Origin of the sequence: Bacillus sp. EE-W1, from assembly GCF_009760835.1 — a bacterium.
GTDB lineage: Bacteria > Bacillota > Bacilli > Bacillales > Bacillaceae_G > Bacillus_A > Bacillus_A wiedmannii.
Genome location: NZ_WIPE01000032.1, coordinates 547 through 3,368 on the forward strand (window position 1 = coordinate 547; position 2,822 = coordinate 3,368).

The following is a 2,822-nucleotide window of genomic DNA, read 5'->3' on the forward strand; positions in this document are numbered from 1 at the left end:
TACTGTTTTTCTTTTTTCCACTTGTAGCAATTTCAGTTATTAGCTCTTTTTCTGTACGGATAAGGATGGAGAAGGAACGATTATATGAGCTGTTTCTTATTACGACAGAAATTAGTCGTGGACTAACCGGAGGGAACCTGAAACATATTAAACAAGCACTTAAAGGTTTTTTTGGCATACAAGCATATGGAATATGGACAAAAGATGATGGAAACTGGAATCTTCTATTAAAAGATGGGAAAGTTCGTCTTGATATTTCTGATCATTCGGAAAAGTTTGAGGGAATCTCTAAAAATCTTGTGTTTAATGATTGGAAAACTGGTACGGCTCCTGGAGATGAAATATTTGATAGTGTCATACGCTCCCTTGTATATTTTCCTCTTATTGTAAATGATGAACTAGTCGGAATGTTTGTTGCAGGGAAAAGTAGAACTGCGGGTTTTTTCCCGGAAGATGTACAGTCTTTAGCTACGTTTTCTAACCAATTAGCTAACGTAGTTAAAACAAGGATATTGATTTCTGAACAGGAAAAAAGAATGATTTTAGAAGAAAGAAATAGAATCGCACGCGAAATTCACGATGGTATTGCGCAAACATTGGCAGGGGTGATATATCAACTAGAATCCGCGCAGAAAAAATATCGTGATAAACCAATAGATATGCAACAAATAGTAGAGAAAAGTATAAAAGATTTAAGAGGAAGCTTAGGAGAAGTTCGCTATTCTATTTATGCTTTAAAACCATATCCGACACAACAATTAGGGCTAAAGCAGGCGATAGCAAGTAAAATAAAGTCTTTAAAACAAGAATATGAACTAGATATTACATATCATGAAAGAGGTCATGCACGTGCGCTTAGCTTTTCAAAAGAAAGAGCTATTTTTGATACATTACAAGAGAGTTTGCAAAACATTGTAAAACATGCACAAGCAGACAAGACTGATGTTTTACTTAGCTATCAAAGTGAGCACGTGCTTTTAAGGGTTAAGGATAATGGGGTTGGTTTTTCACTATTTGAGTCTATGGTTAAAACGAAGAATGAGCCACATTATGGTATATTACATATGAATGAACAAGCTGAACAATTAGGGGCTACTTTACAGATTGATAGTTCTGTAGGGAAAGGGACAGAAATTACACTATTAATTCCAGATTCACAAACAAGGGGTGCGTAAAATGATTAAAATATTAGTAGTGGATGATCATGCTTTTTTACGAGACGCAATTCGGAGCATACTAGAGGATGAATCTGATATGAACGTGGTTGGAGAAGCTAGCTCTGGGGACGGAGTATTGGAAAAAGTAGAAGAATGCAGACCAGATTGTATTTTGATGGATATTAATCTTCCTGGGAAAAATGGTATTGAAGCTACAGAGTTGGTGAAAAAAAATTATCCAAATTGCCGAGTACTTGTGTTTACAATGTATGAGCATGATGAGTATTTAATGGATGCACTCCAAGCTGGTGCTGATGGGTATTTATTGAAAGATTCATCATCGGAGCAGGTAGTAGCAGCAATTCGGATGTTATATCGAGGTGATTCAGTTATTCATCCGCGTATGACTAAAAAATTAATTACATATCATCAGCAAAAAATGAAAGTAGAATCAAATGAAAATGAACTGACGGAACGTGAAAAGGAAATTCTCTTTGAACTAGTAAAAGGACTTAGTAATAAAGAAATTGCTGAAGTTTTATATATTAGTGATAAAACAGTTAAAATTCACATCAATAAAATTTTTAAAAAACTAAATGTGAAAAGTCGGTCGCAAGCGGTGATTTATGCTGTTCGAAATCAATTGGTTCCGTTGGATTAAATAAGAGATGTTTAAAAGAACTATCGTGTTTCTTTATTCTATATTACAAAGAATAAAGAGCAAGATAGTTCTTTTGTACTATGTAGACATAGAATCATTAGAAAAAAGATACGCCTTTCGTTTAATTTTCAGAAAAGTTAGAATGTGGAATAATAAAAATAGAATTATTGCTTAAAGCTACTAATAATTCATGTTGTAAATCATTGTAGTTGGAAACAATTTATGGGGCTTTTATAGAAAGAAGATTAGAAGTGTGGGGATGGCGGTAGTAGTGTTGGAGATTTTTGATCCTTTTAAATAGATCCAAGGTTGATAGAATTGCCAATGCTACATAGGAGCTCAGAAGATTTATTTTAGAAAAAATAATTTTAATAATAAGGAGATGCGCTATGAAGAAGGGGAAATTCGGAAGAATACTTATCGGAACGCTAACTGTTGGTATGTTAATGTCTCAAGGAATTCCATATAACGTATTGGCAGAAGAAGTAAATACATCTACTTTAACTGGAATTGATGATGCAAGTTCTATATTGAAAGGACTTACAAAGGAACAACGTAATGCTTTAAAAACATTAGATACAAAACCTGGTTTTGTTATTTCACCAGGCATTAATACAGCAAGTCCTGATAATGTGAATGTGATTGTAGAATTTAAGCAAGCACCTAGCAAAATCGAGATGTTAAAACAAGCAGCTAAAGGGAAAAAAATAGCTCTTTCAACTGCAGAACAAAAGGTGGAAGCATCGCATAAAGGATTTAAAACTGAGCTTGAACAGCTTCAAAAAAAGAAAGATAAGGGGCCGGATTTTAAAACTGCCAAAATAACAAGAGAATATAAGAATGCTTTTAATGGTGTGGCAATGTCGTTACCTGCGAATATGATCGAAGATTTAGTTCGCACTGGTATTGTTAAGCGTGTATGGGAAGATCGTGAGGTCAAAATTGATTTACCGAAAGAAACAGCTAAGACGGCTGCCGAACCCAAAATGGCAGATAGTGTACCA

3 protein-coding genes are annotated in these 2,822 nt (G+C 34.4%); all 3 read left to right on the plus strand.

The genetic code is table 11. The features are described 5' to 3' along the window. Positions 1-1,175, plus strand: a 1,175-nt coding sequence (locus GFJ36_RS02730; protein ID WP_242015928.1) for a GAF domain-containing sensor histidine kinase, incomplete at its 5' end; no start/stop codon positions are given. 1 nt (position 1,176) lies between these two features. After that, a complete protein-coding gene (locus GFJ36_RS02735) occupies positions 1,177-1,818 on the plus strand; it encodes a response regulator (RefSeq protein ID WP_157349449.1) in 642 nt (213 codons plus the stop codon). Positions 1,819-2,207: 389 nt separating this feature from the next. Continuing rightward, positions 2,208-2,822: protease inhibitor I9 family protein (locus GFJ36_RS29330; protein WP_242015929.1), on the plus strand; the 615-nt coding region annotated here is incomplete at its 3' end.

Excerpts from the sequence above, each read along its gene's own strand:
- GFJ36_RS02735 (WP_157349449.1), top strand. The coding sequence starts at position 1,177 with ATGATTAAAATATTAGTAGTGGATGATCATGCTTTTTTACGAGACGCA.